Raw genomic sequence first — 15,954 nt, 5'->3', positions numbered from 1 at the left:
ATATCGGACGACCCACAAACACAACGTCTCAGACCTACGCAAAGGAAAAGCAATGAACAGATCGTTCGCAGCACGAGCCGCGGCGACAGCGGCCACCGCGGTCACGATTGCGGCCGTCCTGACCGGCTGCAGCGTGCAGACCTCAGCCACCACACCCGTCGGCGACTGCACCCCAGTCAGCACGGCAGCTCCCGTGGCCACCGGAGGCGGACTCCCCCTGTCCAAGACAGTCGCACCGCCCGACACCTCGACAAGCACGGTGCTCGATACCGATGCCAGCCCCCAGGCTCAATGCGCGGGCAAGCCCATCACGGAAACGAACAACGTCGTGTATGAGACACGGACGCTCGCCGACGGATCGACCTACCAGATGCGGATGAATATCTCTGTCCCCGCCGATGCCACATCCCCGGTTCCCGTCGTCGTCTACGTCCCCGGCGGTGGATTCATCATCTCGGACCGCAACAACTCGCTCGGCAACCGCTCGTACGTACTGGAACACGGGATCGCCATCGCATCGATCGAATACCGCACCATCGGCGACCACGCAACGTACAAGGATGGAGTTGCGGATGTGAAATCCGCCGTGCGCTTCGTGCGCGCCCACGCGAAGGACTACAACCTCGACAGCGACAACATCGGACTGTGGGGCGAATCAGCCGGCGCGTACCTCGTGACGATGGCAGCAACCACCCAGGGAAACGCCGAATTCGAAGTCGGCAGCAACCGTGACGTCTCCAGCAATGTCTCAGCAGTTGTCGACGAGTTCGGCGCCTCCGACCTCACGAAGATCGCCGCTGACTTCGATCAGAGAACACAGGACTACTACCATTCTCCGGATAACTTCGCCGCAACGTACGTCCTCGGCGCGAGCACCGGGAAAACGCTCTTCGATGAACCCGCAGCGGCCGCAGCAGCAAACCCGATCACATACATTCACAAGGGTGATCCCGCTTTCCTGCACTACCACGGCACAGCAGACAACCTCATCTCTCCATCCCAGACGCTACTGACCCACAACGCGCTCAAGGACGCGGGGATCGACAGCACCCGATACCTCGTAGATGGAGCAGGCCACGGTGACCTGGCCTTCCTCGGAGACGCCAAAGGCGGCCGCGCCTGGTCAACCGTCGCGGTGATGGACCCGTTGGTCGGCTTCCTCACCGCCCACCTCACCCGCTGACGTTCAACATGCGTTCCGCTCGAATTCGGAACAAGTGGCGATGGGGCGACGCAACTCCGTTCTGGGGAGGCTCGCACATCTACAACGCATCCAATGGAATCGCCTGTACGTCCGTTTTGCCTATTTCGCCAACGTGCGAGCGTGCTTCGACAACAACCCCGGCTGGGTCCCGTTGGGTTGACTAAACGTGTGCTGGCGGCGCGGCATCTCCGACTTGCTTCCGCGCCGCAAGCACCGCTACCCCACCCGAGAGAATCCCCAACAGCACCGCCGCCGCTATGAACGCGGATCCCACCGTGTGTTGGCCTCCCCGCCGCCCAAAGAAGAAGTTATCGGTGCACCGCACGTCCGTGGGACTCTCGCACACGAGCAACGTCGCCGGCTCAATCTCACTCGTTAGAGCTAGCACGCCTACGATCGCAGCGAGGGCGGCAAGCACGAGAATCCCCGCCGAGCCGACAAAGAGGCCAGCGCGCCTAGTCACCACGACCCCCGCGCAGTCGTCAGGCGACACAGAACAGGCGCACAGATTCCGGCGATCGCAAAAGCCCTATCCGAAGCTGCCATGTTCGAAACCTAACATGCGCGTTGATCTCAAATCGGAAGGACCGCGCAATGGAGGTAGGTTCTCGGTGGACATCGGCTGGTCCCAGAACAACGGCAAGAAGACCACCATCTCGCCGTCCTCCCTGGGGAGCACCGCGCACCCGTTCGTCGCCGCCCCGCGCAGCTGGGACGAGCTCAGTGCACCCGATCTGGCGCAACGGCGCCGAGGTGCGGCTGAGCGGGAGCGGCGTGATCGCGGCGGAGGGGACGCTCCGGCTCACGCCGTGACCCGGCGCCGGCCTCCCTTCGGCCCGAGCAGGACCGCGAGGACGATGCCGACCGCGCTGATCGCGGCGCCGACGGCGAAGGCCGTGCCGACCCCGGCGGTCAGGGCCTCCGTCGCCGACGGGCCCGTCGCGGTCCCTGCGGACTCCGATCCCGACGCGACCGAGAACAGGGTGACGAAGAGGGCGACCCCCGCCGCGCCCGCGACCTGCTGGAGCGTGTTCACGATCGCACTGGCGTGGGAGTAGAGCTCCGGGCGCACCGACCCGAGCGCGGTCGTCATCAGCGGCGTCATCATCAGCGCGGTCCCGACATTGAGCAGGAGGTGCATCGCGATCACGAGGCCGATCGGAGTGCTCACGTTCAGGGTCGAGAAGGCCGCGAGCGCCGCGGTGACGACGACCGCGCCCGGCACGATGAGGGCGCGGGCGCCGACGCGGTCGAACAGCATCCCGACGAACGGGGCGAGGACGCCGGAGAGGATCCCGCCCGGCAGGAGCATCAGACCGGCGACGTAGGGCGGCTCGCCGAGCAGCTGCTGGATCGCGAGAGGCAGCAGGATGAGGGACCCGAACAGCGCGACCGACACGATCACGATCGCAAGGGTCGCGATCGTGAACGTCCGCCCCGCGAAGACGCGCACGTCGAGCAGGACCCGCTCGGTGTCGCGCAGCGCCAGCTGGCGGAGGACCAGGCCCGCCAGGGAGATCACGCCCACGACCAGGGGGATCCACGCGGGCACGCCGCCGCTCGCTCCGGACGTCTCGCCGATCGAGGCCAGTCCGTAGATCGCGCCGGAGAATCCCACCGCCGAGAGCAGCACCGAGAGGGCGTCGAAGCGGGCCGGACGGGTCGGCGTCGCAGTGCGGAGCCACACGGCGCCGGCGACCAGCGTCAGCGCGGCGACGGGCAGCACCAGGAGGAACACCCAGCGCCAGCCGAGGGCGGAGACGATCACCCCCGAGACGGTCGGCCCGAGTGCCGGTGCGGCGGCCGTGACGATCGTCACCAGTCCCATCGCACGGCCCCGGCGCTCGGGCGCGACGAGCTGCATCACGGTGGTGAACAGCAGCGGCAGGATGATCGACGTGCCGAGGGCCTGGACGATCCGACCCAGCAGGAGCAGGCCGAATCCCGGGGCGAGGGCCGCCAGCAGCGTTCCCGCGGCGAACAGTCCCATCGCCGCGAAGAAGACCGACCGCAGCGGGAAGCGCTGCAGCAGCACTCCGGTGATCGGGATGGCGACCGCCATCGTCAGCATGAAGGCGGTGGTCAACCACTGCGCCGATGCCGCGGAGACATCGAATCCGGCCATGATCTGCGGGATCGCGACTCCCATCGCCGTCTCGTTGAGCACGACGACGAACGCAGAGACGAGCAGCAGCGGGAGGACGGGTCCCGTCCGGGATGCGGACGCGGCGGCGGTGTGGGCGGGTGGTGGGGCGGTCGACATGGGAGCTCCTGTTCTCACGGCGCGAACCACGATTGGTTCTACGTTACAACATGGTACTGAGTACCACTTAGGTACAGCGTGCTAACGTAGCACCATGACTCGCCAGGAGCAACCGACCGTCCCGGCCCCGGATCTGCGGGAGCGCCGCCGCCGCGAGCTGACCCGCACGATCGCCAACGCGGCCGTCGAGCTCTTCGAGCGCGACGGCTACACCGCGACCACCGTGGACGACATCGCCGCCGCCGCGGGGATCTCGCGAACCACCTTCTTCCGGCACTGCGCAGGCAAGGAGGCCGCCGTCCTGGTGGACGACGCGGGGCTCGAGACGCACCTGCTCGGCATCGCGACCGCCGCCTCCCCCGCCCATCCCCTGCACGACCTCGAGTACGCCTGGACGCAGCTGACCGAGGTCTTCGACGCCGACCCGGACGGCTACGACCGCTTCCTGCGCGTGCGGCGGCTGATGCGCGAGAACCCGTCCCTGCACGCCGCGGGCCTCGAACGCGACGCCCGGCTCACCGAGCAGCTCGCAGAGGCGCTCATCGCCGGCCCGGCACTCGCCGCGTTGGACGCGCACGCGGTGGCGGAGAGCTTCGCGCTGGGGATGCGGCTCACCTTCGACGAGTGGGTGCGCCGCGCGGACGGCGCCGACGGCGACATCCCCTCGCTCGGCGACGTCTACGCGGACGTGCGATCGGCGCTGGCGCGCTCCGGCCAGGGGGCGACACGATGACGGAGCACGGCGGGACGGAGCACCACGGGACGGAGCACGGCGGGACGGAGCACCACGGGACGGAGCGATTCGGCGCGGACTACTGGCGGGCGCACTGGGCGGACGCCGATGCGGGCGGCCCGCCGCCGCACCCCGCACTCGACACCGAGCTCGCCGGCCTCGCACCGGGAACCGCTCTCGACGCCGGGAGCGGCGCGGGCGCCGAAGCGGCCTGGCTCTCCGCCCACGGCTGGAACGTCACCGCCGCCGACATCGCCACCGCGGCCCCGCCGCACCTCGACAGCGCGATCCGCTGGGTGGAGGCGGATCTCACCGTGTGGGAGCCGCCGCACCCGTACGACCTCGTCACCACCTTCTACGCGCACCCGACGATCGGTCAGCTCGCGTTCTACGAGCGGATCGCCCGCTGGGTCGCCCCGGGCGGAACACTGCTGATCGTCGGGCACGACCAGGCCGACGGACACGGTCACGAGCACGAGCACCCGCACTCGCACCCGGCCGACGCGACGGCCGACCTGTCCGGTATCCGGACGGTGCTCGCCCCCGACGCGTGGACCATCGAGACGGCGGAGCGCCGCGCGCGCACCCTCGCCGACCCCCGCGGCCGCGCGGTCGCACTGCGGGACGTCGTGGTGCGCGCGCGACGCACCGGAGCCGCGTAGGCGCCGCGCGGTCGACGATGCGGGCGGCGCCTCAGCTCGCGACCGGCGACGGCCTGCCGAACCACTGCGCGAGCCGCGCCTCCAGCCCGGGCTGGTCGTCCCCGATCCAGGCCACGTAGCCGTCCGGGCGCAGCAGCAGGGCGGGCTCAGCCGGCCCAGCCGGCTCGGCCGGCTCGCCCACGGCGTCCACGATCCGATCGACCCGATCCGCCCATCCGTCCACGGCGAGACCGCCCGTGCGGTCGAGCAGCAGACCACGGCCGGTCCGGAGGTGCTCGTAGAGTCGTCCGCCGGCCCTCAGCGGCTGGTCGCGCAGCCGGCGGCCGAGCTGCTCCGGCCCGTCCCCCAGGTCGTAGCGGATCCCGGTCCCGCTGATCCGCTCCGCGAGCAGACGGGCGACGTCGTCGAAGGCCATCAGCTCGGTCATCAGCCGGCGGACGGCCTGCGGCCCCGGCTCGGGAGCGATCAGCACGCTCTGCGCGCGCGTGATGGTGAGCACGCCGTCGGCGACCGGACGCCGCTCGGCCTCGTAGCTGTCGAGTAGGTCGTCCGGCGCCCATCCCGCGACGGTGCCGGCCAGCTTCCAGCCGAGGTTCACCGCATCCTGGACGCCCAGGTTGAGCCCCTGGCCGCCGAGCGGAGGGTGAACGTGGGCGGCGTCGCCGGCGAGCAGGACCCGATCGACCCGGTAGCGCTCGGCGAGGCGGGTCGCATCGGTGAACCGGCTGAGCGAGCGGGGCGCGTGAGCGCCGAAGTCGGTGCCCGCGTATGCCTGCAGCTGCGCGCGGAACTCGTCGAGCGTGGGAGGGACGGTGCGGTCCTCGGAGACCGACGCGGCCGGGACGACGGCACGGTAGCGCCCGTCGCCGCTGGGCCCGATGCCGAAGCCGCGGTGCGTGCGGCGCACCTCCGCGCCGATGGTCGCGATCTCGTCGGCCGGCGCGGTCACCTCCACCTCGCCGAGCAGCCACTCCGTCGTCGCCGCCTCGCCCGGGAAGCCGACGCCCAGCAGCGTGCGCACCCGGCTGCGGCCGCCGTCGCAGCCGACGAGCCAGCCCGCACGCAGTCGCGTGCCGTCGACGAGCTCGACCGTCACGCCGTCCGCGTCCTGGACGAACCCCGCCAGTTCGGCGGCCCGACGGACCTCCGCGCCCCGGGCGACGGCGTGCGCGGTGAGCAGGCGATCGGTGATCGGCTGCGGGATGCCGAGGAGGTAGGCGTGCGCGCTGTCGAGGTTCACCGGGTGCGGTCCGACGATCCCGGCGAACGATCCCACCCCGCCCGGATACGGCGTCCCCTCAGCGAGGAACGCGTCGAGGAGGCCGCGCTGGTCCATGATCTCGACCGTGCGCGGCTGCAATCCCAGCGCCCGCACGGCCGTCGTCGGCTCCGCGTCGCGCTCCAGCACCAGCACCCGCACCCCGTGCAGCCGGAGCTCGGCCGCCAGCATCATGCCGGTGGGCCCACCGCCGCTGATGATCACGTCGTACGTCTCGAGAGCCACGCCCACCCCATCTCCGTGCGGCCGGATTTCAGCCACGATCGGCAATTCTGCTACAGGATGCCGCCCTTGCCGCAAGCCCCGGGCGCTCCGGTATCCTGGAAATGCAGGCACCGCACGCCTGCGGCGGCCGTCACATCGTCTGGCGCATCCCGCCGTCGATCACGACCTCCGCGCCCGTCAGATTGCCGAGCAGCAGGCTCGCCAGCATCACGACCAGCGCCGCGACCTCCTCCGGTGTCGTGAACCGGCCGGTCACCATCGCCTGCTCCGCGCCGCGCCGCACATCGTCGGGCGTGCCGCCACCGGCGGCCGACACGGTCTGCGCGACGCCGCCGTCCCCGAGCCACAGCGCCGTCGCGACCGGTCCGGGGCTCACGGCGTTCACCCGGATGCCGCGCGGTCCCAGCTCCTTCGACAGCGACTTCGAGAAGCTCAGCGTCGCCGCCTTCGCCGCGCTGTAGTCCATCACCAGCGGGTCCGCCAACTGCGCGTTCTCGCTCGCGATCGTGACGATCGCCGCGCCGTCGGGCAGCAGGCCGAGCAGCGCGCGGGTGACCCGCACCCCGGCGAGCGCGTTGAGCTCGTAGCTGCGCAGCCAGTCCTCGTCGGTGATGGACGCGAACCCGCCCGGCCGCGGCGGCGCCGACCCGACGTTGTTGACGAGCACGTCGACACGGCCACCGACCTCCCCCGCCAGCCGATCGATCCGGGCCGGATCGGAGAGGTCGGCCGACACGAAGCGGAAGTGCGGGTCCGCGGCGAGCGCCGTGATCTCGTCGGTCGCGCTGCGTGCGATGCCGACGACGGTCGCACCCTCGGCGAGCAGCGCGCGGGCGGTCGCGAGACCGATCCCCTTGCTGGCCCCGGTGACGACGGCGGATGTTCCGGTGAGCTGAAGGTCCACGTGGCGAACTATGCCGGGTGACGGGGTGGGCGCACCAGAGGGGATCTTTCCGCGACGTGCCCGCCGCAGCGCCGAATCGCTGACAGAGCGGCGGGCGGCACCGGTTCACACCGTGTGCTACTGCAGGCAGAACTCGTTCCCCTCCGGATCCCGCAGCTGATAGTAGTGCTCCTGGAACGGTCCCCACTTCTGGTGCACCAGCCGCACCACGGTCGCGCCGAGCGCGACGAGACGGTCCTTCTCGGCCTCCACCTCCTCGTCGGTCGCGTCGCGACCCGCGGCCGCCTGCACGTCGAGGTGGAGGCGGTTGCGGCCGTCCTTCGGCCCGTCGGCGTGGTGGAAGAACAGCCGCGGCCCGCGCTTGTCGGGGCTCTCGGCCACCGCGCGCTTGCCCAGATCGCCCTCGGCCACCCCGCCGGCCAGCAGCATCGCCCGGAACTCCGGGTCGAGCGTCGGTTCCGGGTACTCCAGCACCGCGGCCCAGAAGGCGGCGAGCGCGGGCGGGTCGTCGGCGTAGATCACGATGTCGCTGAAGGCGGCCACGGTGCGTCCTCTCTGTGCTCCCTCGGCGGGGTGCGGGTCGGTGCAGGGTCGGTGCAGGGTCGGTGCGGGTCGGTGCGGGTGCGGGATCGGTGGGATGGCGTGCGGGTCGGGCAGGGATCGTCGACGTCGCTGCGTGTCAGCCGGTGAGGACGGCGGTGCCCTGCCCGCTGGCGACGAGGACCGGCCCGGCCTCCCCGGCGGAGAACACCTCGCAGCGCACGACCGCCTGCCGGCGGGTCGTGCCGACGACCGTGGCGACCGCGGTCAGGTCGCCCGTCGCCGGGCGCAGGTACGAGACCGTGATGCCCGAGGTCAGGATGTCCGGGCCGAGCCGGGTGCCCGCCGCGAACGTGATCGCGTTGTCGACGGCGTACGCGATGACGCCGCCGTGCACGAAACCGAACTGCTGCCGCAGCTCGGCCCGGAACGGCACCCGGACCTCTGCGAGGCCCGGCTCGAAGCGCACCAGCTCGGCGCCCACCAGCACGCTGAAGTCCTGCGCGGCGAACGCCGACCGCGCCACCGCCACGGCCCGCTCCCACTGCACGTCGTCGGTCATGCCGACACGCTAGCGCGTCGAGCGAGCGGGTTCTACGCCCGGGACTCGCGCGCCAGCCGTCGCACCGTCATGAAGCAGCCCAGAGCGGCGAACAGCAGGGCGAGGGCCACCTGCGGCAGGTAGGCCTGCCAGAGGTCCGGGTTGCCGAAGAGGTTGTCGGCGAAGAGCTGCCAGAACTCCGGCCGGGTGAGCGCATCGATGAGGGGGATGTCGATGGCCGCGGCCAGGTCGATGACGATCCCGGCGAGCAGGCTGAGCACCACCGTCACCACGACGATCACGACGACGCCCCAGAACGCACCGCGCGTCACCCGCGCCTTCGACCCCGCCCGGTACAGCCAGACCGCGCCGATCGCCACACCCCACGACACGATGGAGGCGATGAAGCCGATGCTCCAGAGGATGGACCAGGCGATCACACCCGCGGGGATGACCAGCAGGGCGAGGGCGAGGCCGCGGACGACCCGCTCGTTCTGCGAGAACGGGGAGCCGGGGACGGCGTCATCGGCGTCCGGGGATCCGGCGAGCGAGGCGTCCGCCGCCTGCGCCGTCGGCTCGACGGTCCCGGCACTGTCGTTGCCGCCCTGCACGCGGTCGTCGGTGTCGTCGGTCACGCTCATCCCCCTCGCCGCGCATCACCGTGACGCGCGCCGAGGACAGCTTGCCATGGCGGCGGGCCGCACCTCCCGACGTGTGCTCCCCCCGTTCAGGTGGCCGCGTCAGCGCGCCGGTCGGTTCACCGGTGACTCGGGCGTGCCCGTCGCGATCGCCGTCACCGCGTTCTGCGCCTGCACCCGCACGTACTCGCCCTCGGTGAAGTCCGAGAAGTAGGCGATGTGCGGGGTCAGGACCACGTCGTCGCGGCCGAGAAGCGGGTGGCCGGGGCGCGGGGGCTCCTCGTCGAGCACGTCGAGCGCGGCCCCCGACAGCTGCCCGCTGTCCAGTGCCGCGGCGACCGCGTCGTTGTCGAGCAGTCCGCCGCGGGAGACATTGACCAGGATGGATCCGGCCGGCATCCCGTCGAGGAACGCGGCGTCCACCATCCCCGCCGTCTCCGGCGTCAGCGGCACGTGCAGCGAGAGCGCGTGGGAGGCGCGGCGCACGGCGTCCAGGCTCGCCCGCTCGATCCCGAGGGCGGCGAGGTCGGCCGCGACCTCCGGCGTGTCCGGGAGCATCGGATCGTAGCCGACCACGCGCCCGAACAGCGGACCGGCGAGCCGGGCGAACTCCCGCCCGATCCGGCCGAGGCCGACGATGCCGAGCGTGCGCTCGCTCAGGCGCGGCGGGGCCTCCGGCGCCCGCTCGTTCCACCGCTCGGCCGTGGCCGTGCCGGTGTAGAACGGCAGCTGGCGGACGGCGGCGAGCAGGAGGGCCAGGGCGTGCGTCGCCACCTCCTCCGTCGCGGCGCCGGGCACGTTCGTCACCCAGACGCCGTGCTCGGTCGCGGCCTCCACGTCCACGTAGTCGAAGCCCATCGACATCAGTGCGACGACCTCCAGCCGCGGCAGCGCCTCGATCACTTCGCGGCCGATGGCGGCGTAGCCCGGAAGCAGCGCCACGGCGTCCTGAGCGCCGGAGATGATCGTCTGCGGGTCGCGGCTGCCGAGCACGCGCACCTCGAAGCCGTGCGCCTCGAGCAGCGCGATCCCGACCGCGGGGTCGGTGTCCTCGACGTCGGTGTAGACGGCGACCGGCCGGGGTCGCGTGCCGGCCTCGTGGTCACTCATCGGCGTCGGCCCGTCCGCGCGGGTGGGCGCTGCCTTCGCGCACGATCACCTGGGCCATCGCGGTCATCAGCTCGTACGCGACGTGCGAGGCGGCGATGCCGGTCAGCTGGGCGTGGTCGTAGGCGGGCGCGACCTCCACGATGTCGGCGCCGACGATGTTCAGGTCGGTCAGGCCGCGGAGGATGCGCAGCAGCTCACGGCTGGTCAGGCCGCCGGCCTCCGGGGTTCCGGTGCCGGGGGCGTGGGCCGGGTCGAGCACGTCGATGTCGATGGAGATGTAGAGCGGCGTGTCGCCGACCCGGCGCCGGATGCGCTCCAGCGTGGCCGGGACGCCGTTCTCCTCCAGGTACTCGCTCGAGACGATCGAGAAGCCGAGGCGCTCGTCGTCCTCGAGGTCCTGCTTGCTGTACAGCGGACCGCGGGTGCCGACGTGCATCGACGCGGTGCGGTCGAGGAAGCCTTCCTCCGACGCACGCCGGAACGGGGTGCCGTGGGTGATCGGCTCGTCGAAGTAGGTGTCCCAGGTGTCGAGGTGCGCGTCGAAGTGCAGCACCGCGACCGGGCCGTGCTTCGCGCTGATCGCCTTGAGCAGCGGGTAGGCGATGGTGTGGTCGCCGCCGATCGTGAGGATGCGCTGCACCCGGCTGCCGAGGTCGCCCGCGGCCTCCGCGATCTGCCGCACCGCCTCGTCGATGTGGAAGGGGTTGACCGCGATGTCGCCGGCGTCCGCGATCTGCACGGCCTCCCACGCCGAGAAGTCCTGCGCCGGGTTGTACGGCCGCAGCAGCCGGCTGGAGGCACGCACGTGCTCCGGGCCGAACCGCGCGCCCGGGCGGTAGCTGACCCCGGTGTCGAACGGGATGCCGACGACGGCGAGGTCCGTGGCCGGAACGTCCTCGATGCGCGGCAGCCGGGCGAAGGTGGAGAGCCCGGCGTAGCGCGGCGTCTTCGACGCGTCGAGCGGGCCGACAGGGGGCGTGCTCGTGGGAGGCGTGCTCGTGGGAGGCGTGCTCGTGGGGTGTGTGCTCATGGGAGGTGTGCTCGGATCAGGTGTGCTCATGGTCGTCCTCGTGCCTGTTGCGTGCTGCCTGGTGCGGATCAGTCCGTGAAGCGGGACTGCGGGAGGTGGATGACGTGCAGCCCGCCTGCGGCGCCCGCGGCGGCGACGGCTGCCGTCAGCTCGGTCGCGGATGCCACACGGTGCCCGGTGCCGCCGAACGCGTCGGCGAGGGCGGCCCAGTCCGGCTGCGCCAGGTCGACGCCGACCGGTGCGATACCCGCGTCCGCTTCGTTCTGCTTGATCTCGGCGTAGCCGCCGTTGTCGACGACGATCACGGTCAGGTCGAGGCCCTGCTCGACGACGGTCATGAACTCCTGCAGCGAGAACATCAGCGCGCCGTCGCCGACCACAGCGAACACCGGACGGTCCGGCCGGGCGATCCGCGATCCGATCGCGGCGGGGAGGCCGTAGCCGAGGGTGGCGTAGGTGGCCATGTAGGGCGTCGAGTTCGGCGTCCGCACCCGCAGCGTGTTCAGCAGACCCCAGTACGCGATCTGCGAGGAGTCGGTGGCGACGATGGCGTCGGCGGGAAGGGCCGCGGCGATGTGCTCCGCGAGCGCGGTGTTGACGGCGGAGAGCTCGGCGCACTCGGCCCGCACGGCGTCCACGGTCTCGGCGACGCGGGCTTCGCGGTCCGCGGGCGTGCCGTCGCCGAGCGCATCCCCGATCGCGGCGAGCGCCGTCGTGGCGTCGGCGGCGATCCGCACCTCGGCCGCCTGGTTCTTGTCGAGCTGCGACGCGACGAGGTCGATGCGGATGACCCGGCCGCGCGCCTCCAGCGTGTCGACCCAGAGCTCGGCCTCGCCGAGCTTCGAGCCGACCACCAGCAGCACGTCGGCGTCGCGGGCCCGGTTGCGCGCCGCCGCCAGCCGCAGATTGGAGCCGAGCGAGAGCGGGTGGTGCTCGTCGAGCACGCCCTTGGCGTTCAGGGTGGTGACCACCGGTGCGCCCAGCCGTTCGGCCAGCGCCCGCAGCTCGGCCGTCGCCGCGCGCGACCCGCCGCCCGCGAGGATGACCGGGTCGGTCGCGGCGGCCAGCAGCCGCGCAGCCTCCTGGATCGCCTGCGCGTCGGGGGCCGCCGGCGCCGCGGCGGACCGCGCCGCCAGGGCGTCGCCGGTCAGCTCCGACTCCTCCTCGAGCAGGTCGAGCGGCACCTCGATGTAGACCGGCCGCGGACGCCCGGTCGTGAACAGCGCGAAGGCGTCGTGCACGGCCTGGACCGCCTCCGCGTCGGACTGCACCCGGCGGCCCCACTCGACGATGGCAGAGGCCGCGCCGAGCTGGTCCTTGGTCTCGTGCAGCGTGCCGACGTCCGCGAACTCGCGCCCGCGGGCCGGGCCCGGCGAGAGGATGATCATCGGCCGCGACTCGCAGTACGCCGTCCCGGCGGCCGAGAGCGCGTTCAGCAGCCCCGGCCCGCTCGTGGTGATCACGACGCCCGGCTTTCCGGTCTGCAGCGACCAGCCGTCGGCCGCGTAGCCGGCGCCCTGCTCGTGACGCGTGGTCACCGGGTGCACTCCGAGTGCGTTCAGCGGCCGGTAGAACTCCAGGTTGTGGGTGCCCGGGATGCCGAACACCGTGTCCACCCCGTAGTTGCGGAGCGTCTCGATGAGCACCCATCCGGTCGTGCGTGCGGCGCGTGTCTCCATGCCTGCTGGTCCTCCCGGATCCGTCTCAGTTGCCATCGGCGTCGTAGCGGGGCGTCCCGTCCACCCAGGTCGCGCGGACGGGAATGGCCGCGATCGTGTCCGCCTCGACCGTCAGCGGGTTCGCTCCCAGGACGACGAAGTCGGCACGCTTGCCGGCGACGAGCGAGCCGAGCTCGTTCTCGCGGCCGATCGTGATCGCGCCCTCCAGGGTGTGGCCGCGCAGGGCCTCCTCCGCGCTGATCCGCAGCGAGTCGGGGCCGAGCTTGTGGCCGCGGCGGGTGACGCGGGTGACCGCGGCCTGGATCGCCTCCAGCGGGCGCGGCTCGGCGACCGGGGCGTCGGACGAGATCGTCACCGGCACCCCCGCCTCGAGGAACTCGCCCAGCGGGTTGAACCGCTCGCCCGGGGTGCCGATGGCCTGCTCCACGCCCTCGCCCCAGTTGTAGTAGTGCTGCGTCTGGTTGACCGGGCGGATGCCCAGCGTCGCCATCCGCGCGATCTCCTTCGGGTCCGGGAGGCCGCAGTGCTCGATCCGGTGGCGCGCGTCGGCGTCCGGGTGCTCGGTCAGCACCTGCTCCACCGCGTCCACCACCATCGCGATCGCGGTCGGCGACTGCGCGTGCGTCGCGGTCTGCAGACCGGCGGCGTGCGCCTTGGCCACCAGACCCGCGTACTCGGCGGGCTCGTGGTAGAGCTGGCCGGTGCGGCAGGGGTCGCCGACGTAGCCCTCCGGGAAGTACGCCGTCCAGCCTCCCAGCGTCCCGTCGGCGTAGAGCTTGATGCCCGCCACCGAGAGGAATGCGTTGCCGAACGGCCCGGTGAGGCCGAGGTCGATCACCTGGTCGAGCAGGTGGGAGAGGAAGTACATCGAGACCCGCACCGACAGCTCGCCGCGGTCCGCCATCGCCAGGTAGGCGGCCAGCTCGCGCTTCGACACCTGGGCGTCGCCGAGCGCGGTCACGCCGGACGACAGGAACTCGCGCTGCGCGATGTCGAGCTGGCGCTGGTGCTCGGCCGGCTCGTCGCCGAGGTGGAAGTTGGGGCCGTGGTGGCCGATCTTCACCCCGTGCAGCCCGGTGAGCACGTTGCACGCCGCATCGGACAGCTCGCCCGTCAGCTCACCGTCCGCATCCCGGAAGAACTCGCCGCCCTCGGGGTTGGGCGAGTCGCGGGTGATGCCGTACTTCTCCAACGTGAAGGTGTTCACGACGCCGCCGTGGCCGGAGGCGTTCATGATGTACACCTCGCGGTCGGTCGCGATCCGGTCGAGCTCCTCCTTCGTGGGGTGGCGCTTCTCGGCCAGGTTGCGCTGCTCGTAGCCGTAGCCACGGAGCGGGACGCCGGCCGGGAGCCGGTGGGCGCCCTCCCGCATCAGCTCCACGATCTCCGGGATGGACGCCGCCTTCGCGGGGCTGACGTCCACCCAGGTGAGCAGCTGCCCGTACATCAGCGGGTGCGCGTGCGCGTCGATGAAGCCGGGGACGATCGTCGCGCCCGGGTAGTCCACCCGGCGTGCCTCGACACCCGCCGCCCGGGCCGCCTGCTCGACGTCGGCGACCGTGCCGACGGCCAGGATGCGGCCGCCCGCGGTGAGCATGGCCTCCGCGCGTGGGGCGCCCTCGTCGACGGTCAGGATCACGTCGGCCGTCACGAGGGTGGGGGCCGAATCGCGGTCGTCGTAGGTTGCCAGGTGTCGCATGGGTCAGATCCTCGTGGTCTTGATGGCGGTGGTGTCCAGGCGGGGGTTGAAGGATCCCGTCGCCGGCGCGGTGTCGGAGTGCTGCGGCGCGAACCAGGTGCCGATGATGGCGATCAGCGCGAGCGCGCCGAAGAACCAGATCGCGGACCAGAAGGTTCCGGTGATGGCGATCAGGCCGGTCGCGATGGCCGGCGACAGGCCGCCCCAGACCGCGGCGCCGATCCCGTAGGAGAGCGACATCGAGGTGTAGCGCGCCTGCGGGCGGAACATCTGCGTCATCACCGTCGAGAGCGGAGCCCACGCGCCGCTCAGGGTGATGCGGATGACGCTGACGAAGATGTAGATGAGCGTCACCTGGTGGTTCTGGATGACCAGCACCAGCGGGATCACGGCCACGAACGAGAGCAGCGATCCGAGCATGATGACCCGCTTGCCTCCCCACTTGTCGCCGAGCAGCGCTAGCGGCAGGGTGACCAGCGCCTCGATGAAGGAGGCGACCGTCATCGCTCCGAGGATCACGCTCGCGTCGAGGCCGACCTCCGGGCTCGTGGCGAAGTTCTGCACGAAGACCGTGGCGATCACGTAGCCGCCGGACGACATCGCGATGATGCAGAAGCCGAGGATGATGGCGAGCCAGTTGTTGCGCAGCGCAAACAGGATCGGGGTGGACTGGGTGTGGCCTTCGATCTTCTCCTCGAAGACCGGCGTCTCCTCGACGCGGTAGCGCACCCAGACGCCCACGCCGATGAGCACGATGCTGAACAGGAACGGCACGCGCCAGCCCCAGGTCAGCAGCACGTCGTCGCCCATCCCGGCGAGGATCCAGAACGCGCCGGAGGCCAGCAGCGCACCGAGCGGGTTGCCCAGCTGGGTGAAGCCGCCGTAGAAGTTCTTGAACTTCGGCGGTGCGCTCTCCACCGACATCAGGCTCGCGCCGCCCCATTCGCCGCCGACCGCGAGGCCCTGCGCGATGCGGAGCACGATGAGCAGGATGGGCGCGACGATCCCGATCGTGTTGTAGCCGGGCAGGCAGCCGACCAGCACGGTCGCGACGCCCATGATGAAGAGGGTGATCGTCAGAGCACGCTTGCGGCCCAGCTTGTCGCCGATGTGGCCGAAGATGATCCCACCCAGCGGCCGCATGAAGTACGCCACCGCGTAGGTGCCGAACGACGCGAGCGTGCCGAGGGCGTGGTTGACCTCCGGGAAGAACACCTGGGGGAACACGATGGCCGCGGCCGTCGCGTAGACGTAGAAGTCGTACCACTCGATGGTCGTGCCGACGACGGACGCCAGCCCGGCCTTCAACGCACGGGCGTGCCCGGGGGGTTGCGTTGCGGTTAGAGACACACGAAGCTCCTTTGCTTGTATTGCCTGGTTCGATTGTCGTGCTCGTTTCGACGTGAAGTCTCATCCGGTCGGCGCGGATCTGCAAGCGCACATCGAC

14 protein-coding genes are annotated in these 15,954 nt (G+C 71.3%); 3 read left to right on the top strand and 11 right to left on the bottom strand.

The features are described 5' to 3' along the window. Nucleotides 1-52 precede the first annotated feature (52 nt). Nucleotides 53-1,183, top strand: coding sequence for an alpha/beta hydrolase (locus U870_RS0116535; protein ID WP_025158489.1), 1,131 nt, complete (start codon nucleotides 53-55; stop codon nucleotides 1,181-1,183). 823 nt (nucleotides 1,184-2,006) lie between these two features. Here the strand turns inward: U870_RS0116535 and U870_RS0116520 are convergent. Further along, a complete protein-coding gene (locus U870_RS0116520) occupies nucleotides 2,007-3,467 on the bottom strand; it encodes a DHA2 family efflux MFS transporter permease subunit (RefSeq protein ID WP_025158487.1) in 1,461 nt (486 codons plus the stop codon). 94 nt (nucleotides 3,468-3,561) lie between these two features. Between U870_RS0116520 and U870_RS0116515 the strand changes: the two genes are divergently transcribed. Continuing rightward, nucleotides 3,562-4,200: a TetR/AcrR family transcriptional regulator gene (locus U870_RS0116515; RefSeq protein ID WP_025158486.1), complete on the top strand. Its 639-nt coding sequence runs from the start codon at nucleotides 3,562-3,564 to the stop codon at nucleotides 4,198-4,200. Next, a complete protein-coding gene (locus tag U870_RS0116510; protein WP_025158485.1) occupies nucleotides 4,197-4,862 on the top strand; it encodes a methyltransferase domain-containing protein in 666 nt (221 codons plus the stop codon). The genes U870_RS0116515 and U870_RS0116510 overlap by 4 nt, the downstream gene beginning before the upstream one ends. A 31-nt stretch (nucleotides 4,863-4,893) precedes the next feature. On the opposite strand, the gene U870_RS0116505 is transcribed toward U870_RS0116510, so the two are convergent. From U870_RS0116505 to U870_RS0116460, 10 genes are all read right to left on the bottom strand, one after another. Then, nucleotides 4,894-6,366: an FAD-dependent monooxygenase gene (locus U870_RS0116505; protein ID WP_029947733.1), complete on the bottom strand. Its 1,473-nt coding sequence runs from the start codon at nucleotides 6,364-6,366 to the stop codon at nucleotides 4,894-4,896. Nucleotides 6,367-6,496: 130 nt separating this feature from the next. Beyond that, nucleotides 6,497-7,270, bottom strand: coding sequence for an SDR family NAD(P)-dependent oxidoreductase (locus tag U870_RS0116500; RefSeq protein WP_025158483.1), 774 nt, complete (start codon nucleotides 7,268-7,270; stop codon nucleotides 6,497-6,499). A 117-nt stretch (nucleotides 7,271-7,387) separates the two neighbouring features. Then, on the bottom strand, nucleotides 7,388-7,813 hold the full coding sequence (locus U870_RS0116495) for a VOC family protein (protein WP_025158482.1): 426 nt from the start codon (nucleotides 7,811-7,813) through the stop codon (nucleotides 7,388-7,390). 136 nt (nucleotides 7,814-7,949) lie between these two features. After that, complete coding sequence (locus U870_RS0116490) at nucleotides 7,950-8,372, bottom strand: PaaI family thioesterase (RefSeq protein ID WP_025158481.1); 423 nt, start codon at nucleotides 8,370-8,372, stop codon at nucleotides 7,950-7,952. A gap of 32 nt (nucleotides 8,373-8,404) precedes the next feature. Further along, on the bottom strand, nucleotides 8,405-8,992 hold the full coding sequence (locus tag U870_RS0116485) for a hypothetical protein (protein ID WP_025158480.1): 588 nt from the start codon (nucleotides 8,990-8,992) through the stop codon (nucleotides 8,405-8,407). A gap of 99 nt (nucleotides 8,993-9,091) precedes the next feature. Continuing rightward, nucleotides 9,092-10,099 (bottom strand): C-terminal binding protein, encoded by a 1,008-nt coding sequence (locus tag U870_RS0116480; protein WP_025158479.1) that lies wholly within the window; start codon nucleotides 10,097-10,099, stop codon nucleotides 9,092-9,094. Then, nucleotides 10,092-11,129, bottom strand: coding sequence for an agmatinase (gene speB / locus U870_RS0116475; RefSeq protein ID WP_025158478.1), 1,038 nt, complete (start codon nucleotides 11,127-11,129; stop codon nucleotides 10,092-10,094). Before speB ends, U870_RS0116480 begins: the two co-directional genes overlap by 8 nt. Nucleotides 11,130-11,197: 68 nt before the next feature. Next, nucleotides 11,198-12,808: a thiamine pyrophosphate-binding protein gene (locus U870_RS0116470; RefSeq protein WP_025158477.1), complete on the bottom strand. Its 1,611-nt coding sequence runs from the start codon at nucleotides 12,806-12,808 to the stop codon at nucleotides 11,198-11,200. A 25-nt stretch (nucleotides 12,809-12,833) separates the two neighbouring features. Continuing rightward, nucleotides 12,834-14,507, bottom strand: a complete 1,674-nt coding sequence (locus U870_RS0116465; protein WP_025158476.1) for an amidohydrolase — start codon at nucleotides 14,505-14,507, stop codon at nucleotides 12,834-12,836. A 3-nt stretch (nucleotides 14,508-14,510) separates the two neighbouring features. Next, nucleotides 14,511-15,857 carry an MFS transporter gene (locus tag U870_RS0116460; protein WP_025158475.1) on the bottom strand — a complete coding sequence of 449 codons (1,347 nt, stop codon included), beginning with the start codon at nucleotides 15,855-15,857 and terminating at the stop codon, nucleotides 14,511-14,513. Between the last annotated feature and the right edge of the window lie 97 nt (nucleotides 15,858-15,954).

Origin of the sequence: Leifsonia aquatica H1aii, from assembly GCF_000633535.1 — a bacterium.
Lineage (GTDB): Bacteria > Actinomycetota > Actinomycetes > Actinomycetales > Microbacteriaceae > Leifsonia > Leifsonia aquatica_A.
The sequence above is the reverse complement of the archived record's forward strand: the minus strand, read 5'-3'. Positions and strand labels throughout refer to the sequence as shown.